The organism is Pseudomonas sp. SDT291_1_S447 (assembly GCF_054070155.1).
Genome location: NZ_JBSVXS010000339.1, coordinates 1 through 316, shown reverse-complemented (window position 1 = coordinate 316; position 316 = coordinate 1). Strand labels below are relative to the sequence as shown.

General features: G+C 62.7%; 1 protein-coding gene. It reads right to left on the bottom strand.

Annotated elements, in window-relative coordinates; all coding sequences use genetic code 11:
* Positions 1-162: 162 nt before the first annotated feature.
* Positions 163-316: TraR/DksA C4-type zinc finger protein (locus ACW9IR_RS29840; RefSeq protein WP_457466198.1), on the bottom strand; the 154-nt coding region annotated here is incomplete at its 5' end.

The following is a 316-nucleotide window of genomic DNA, read 5'->3' as shown; positions in this document are numbered from 1 at the left end:
CGTTCAGTTCCGACAGTTGCCCGGCCATGTGTTCGAACCCCTGTTCCAACTTGGTCACGCGGGTAGGCACGGTTTCGTGGCGGTCTTCCAACTCGCTCAGCCGGTGTTCAAATACGGCGAATCTCTGCTCCAGCGTTCCGAGGCGTCCGGCGTCAGTCGTCATCAGCGTTTACTCTGCTCAAAGCTCGTTTGGCACGGGACGCACCGCGTTTTACCGCCCAGAGCCTGCCGCGCCGGCGGGATCTCGTTGTCGCAGTCCTCGCAATGGGTCAGGCTTGGCCCGACCGGCACAGGCGTCAGCAGCTGGGCCTTGATC